This is a genomic window from Streptococcus parasanguinis, from assembly GCF_047465465.1.
GTDB classification, from domain to species: domain Bacteria; phylum Bacillota; class Bacilli; order Lactobacillales; family Streptococcaceae; genus Streptococcus; species Streptococcus parasanguinis_AI.
Genome location: NZ_JASGZU010000010.1, coordinates 1 through 3,437 on the forward strand (window position 1 = coordinate 1; position 3,437 = coordinate 3,437).

4 protein-coding genes and 1 pseudogene are annotated in these 3,437 nt (G+C 42.3%); 4 read left to right on the forward strand and 1 reads right to left on the reverse strand.

All coding sequences use genetic code 11. The features are described from left to right. Positions 1–254: pseudogene (locus QM351_RS10235) on the reverse strand (SAM-dependent methyltransferase); the annotation flags it as partial. Positions 255–282: 28 nt separating this feature from the next. On the opposite strand from QM351_RS10235, the gene QM351_RS10240 reads away from it, so the two are divergent. The 4 genes from QM351_RS10240 to QM351_RS10255 all read left to right on the forward strand — a co-directional run. Beyond that, complete coding sequence (locus tag QM351_RS10240) at positions 283–1,569, forward strand: FtsK/SpoIIIE domain-containing protein (protein ID WP_414327293.1); 1,287 nt, start codon at positions 283–285, stop codon at positions 1,567–1,569. Positions 1,570–1,752: 183 nt separating this feature from the next. After that, positions 1,753–2,034 (forward strand): hypothetical protein, encoded by a 282-nt coding sequence (locus QM351_RS10245; protein WP_414327294.1) that lies wholly within the window; start codon positions 1,753–1,755, stop codon positions 2,032–2,034. A 68-nt stretch (positions 2,035–2,102) separates the two neighbouring features. Further along, positions 2,103–2,822 carry a replication protein gene (locus QM351_RS10250; RefSeq protein WP_414327295.1) on the forward strand — a complete coding sequence of 240 codons (720 nt, stop codon included), beginning with the start codon at positions 2,103–2,105 and terminating at the stop codon, positions 2,820–2,822. Between the two features lie 377 nt (positions 2,823–3,199). Next, the coding region (locus QM351_RS10255; RefSeq protein WP_414327296.1) for a hypothetical protein at positions 3,200–3,437 on the forward strand (238 nt) is incomplete at its 3' end.

Genomic DNA, 3,437 nt, shown 5'->3' on the forward strand with positions numbered 1-3,437 from the left:
GCCGCATCCTCATAGGTATCCCAGAGCATGGCAAAGTCTTCTGCGTTTTCGTGGTAAGAATAGCCTGGAAACACCTCATCCGTCTGGTAGGTTGAGTGGACATCAAAGATAAAAAACCCATCTTCATTAAGGGCATTGTAGACTTCTTTAAAGACATCCCCTACTTCCACCTCGTCCTGCATATAGCAGATAGAATCCGAGTAGCAGGTCACGAAATCATAAGTGCCTGCTTGTGACAGGTCCAGCATATTGCCCGTGTTAGTCTTTGCTTGGCTGGTCCGAATGCTTACGGTTGCTTTAGATCGCTTAGGTGTGGTTCTGGATTGGTTGTCAGTCTTTAGCTTTTGGTTTTTACTGGTAGCTTTTCTTGTGGTCTTGCTTGTATTGACTGTTAGGGTTGTAAGGTTTGCTAAAGATCTGAAAACCTTTGGCGGTTATAGCGGATATATGACGCATAGACGTGCGATTAAGGACGTAGAAAAAGGTTTGTTATCCGCTGGACTTGTGCGGAAGATTGTAGGCGAATCAGTTGTAGATGTCCCAGCGTGCGATTTCCTCGTAGAGGATAATCGCACGGTACTGCAGGTAGAGAAGTTGCCATCAGTATCAGATGTCGCAAAAGTAGCGGAAGCGGTAAACTCTTCTTTGAGGACCGGTAAATATGCTGGTTATGCGGTGTCTGAACCGATACAAACCGCTGATGGTTTGTACTATCGCTTTGAGTTAGCTGATGTAACTACTGATTTGTCATACGTTCCTCGATCGATTGAAGATCTGGTTCCAGAAGACCCTTATAGGTTGCAACTGATGGCTGGTAATGAGCCACTTTACTGGGATTATCCATCGCAGCCACATGCGATTATTTCGGGGCTTACAGGATCGTATAAAACAACTACGGCATTAGCCTTGCTTGCCCAAGCACTAGGTGCTGGAGCTGATGTTTATATTCTTGACTACAAACAAGAGTTGAGCGGTTTTAAAAAGATTTTAGGGTCCCAAAATGTAGCGTCTACACCTGATGACATTCTTGATCTGCTTGATCGACTAGTACAGGATATGAATATCAGGAATGAGCGTATAGGGTCAGAGATCGCTTCTAGAGGCGTTGTAGGCTTGAATGGTAAAGATCTGAATGCTAGACCGGTATTTATCTTCTGTGAGGAATTAGGGGCCTTATCTGAGGCGTTAGGTAAGGATAAAACCAAATTACACGCTTACTTGAAGAATATCGCAATGGTTGGCCGTAGTTCTTTGTATATCCTTATTGATCTCCTGCAGGTAGCTGATGTTAATTCTGCTCCTGCTGGGATCCGCAGTAATGCTTGTTTGCGTTTATTGCTCGGTAAGTCTACCTCAGAAATGGTTACTCAGATTTTTTCATCTGGGTATGCTGATAGGGTTACTAATAACCCAGGGAAGTACAGAGGATGGTATTTCCTATCTGGACATAGCACGCAACCAAGTATGTTCTTCGTCCCGAACTTGTATCAGAATGGGCTAAATACTCTCGATACGTTCCAAAAATTGTATGACATCGGACGAAAGCGATCGTATAACAATTTAGTGTGATTTGAGCTTATGCCGCGAAAGCCACTTGATGGCAAGCTGAGCAGAGTACGCTAGCACGTGCCAGCCGAGAGGCTTTAGGCCGACGGGTGGACACGTCAGCAGGACGTCAGCGAAGGTTACTTGCTGTCAAGTGGACCGTGGAATAAGTCAGCGAAAATCTGGAAAGAAAAAAGGAAAAAAACTATGTTTAAATTTGTGTTGGATAGAATCCGAGAACGTAGAGAAGCTAAACTTAAAAATTATTTGGCTGAATGGTCTAAAAAAGAACCGGAATTGTTCACGGAGTGGCAAGATAAGAAAAGGGAAGCAGATCGCGAATTTGCTCAAGGTATGCAGTATGCCATGGGTGATTTCGGAGGTTCAGATGTCCATTTTAGGCAGGCGGAAAAGCTGAAGGAAGAGGCACTGAAGGCGGAAAGGGAGCTGATTAATAATGGGTTTGATCCTGATTGGTATCGGGATTGACTCCCTTGGGGGACTACGACACCCCCAAGGGAGAACTGAGAACTGAGAACGGAAAATGGAGAAATTGAATGGTTGAAGAATTGATAGGTGTAGAGGAAAACCTAGAGCCAGCTTGGGCGTATGAGACCTATCCGAATACTGATAGGGCGAAGAATTATACTCTGGTTGTGTATCCTGATGATATGCCTGAGGATTGGCTTGAGATTATGCAACAAGATATGTATGACATGGTCATTTCCCCTTACCACGAAAAAGATGTAAATCCTGATGGAACGAAGAAAAAACCGCATTACCATATTTTGGTTAGTGCGGGGTCGTCTTGGATTAGAATGAGTATGCTTGCCGAATGGGGTAGGAAACTTAAAGGTATTGCCAGACCTCAAAAATGCTCAAATCCTAAAGGGTTAGTGCGATATTTTACGCATATTGATAACCCAGAAAAGTATCAGTATAACCGATCTGATATTAAGATTATAGGTCAGTATGATATTGAACCTTATTTTAAATCTACAATTGGAGAGGATCGGGAAACTCGTAAAGAGATTATGCATTTCATTATTGATAATGATGTTCTGGAGTTTGCTGATTTGGTGGAATATTGCTTAGAGCATAATGAGACATGGGATGACTATCTAGCTAATAATACTCTGTATATCAAAAATTATGTTTCGTCTCGTAGATATCGGGATATTGAACGTAAACGGGAGCGAGAATTAGCTAAAATGGAACTTTTAGAAAAGGAAGTGGAGCAACTAAAAGTTGTAAGATCTATCGAAGCGAAAGCCTGATTATAGGCGGAGGAGGGAGGGTGGGTTCGATGTCCAAAATGTTGCGAGCATTTTTGGATTAGTGTATAATAACAGTATGTTAGGAATGTAAAAAGGACTGTCGCCAAACAGTCCAATTTCCGAAACAGCCACGCCAATGGCTATCAATATTTTTCTTATTTACCTTAATATTCTATCGCATTTGTGGTAGGAATTCAAGCATTTTATGCTATTCTCTATGATTTAGAGGATTTGTTTAACTTTGGAAAAATAGATAGTCGCAATTGACGTGGCCCCTCTTTAGAGGGTCTCTGTTGATTGCGACTTTTTTGTGTTCTATATGGATAATTGAGGACACCGGCACAAAAAAGCGTTGTAATTGTACGGTGTGTAGAAATATGGCGAAAGCTAAAGATCTGTTGAATAGCTTTGAAAAAGAAGCTGTTGTTGTTAAAGCGGTAGTGGTTTACCTTGGTGCAGAAGTGCGAGAGAGTACGGATGGGCAATATACGCATCAGTTTGCTTTGTTGCCGTCTAAACGGGACCCGAAAGGTGGAGTGGTCAGCATTAAGCATAACAAGAAACTAACTTTGGAAGAAAATGCTGTTTACTATGTAGAAGCTGAAGCTAGTAGTG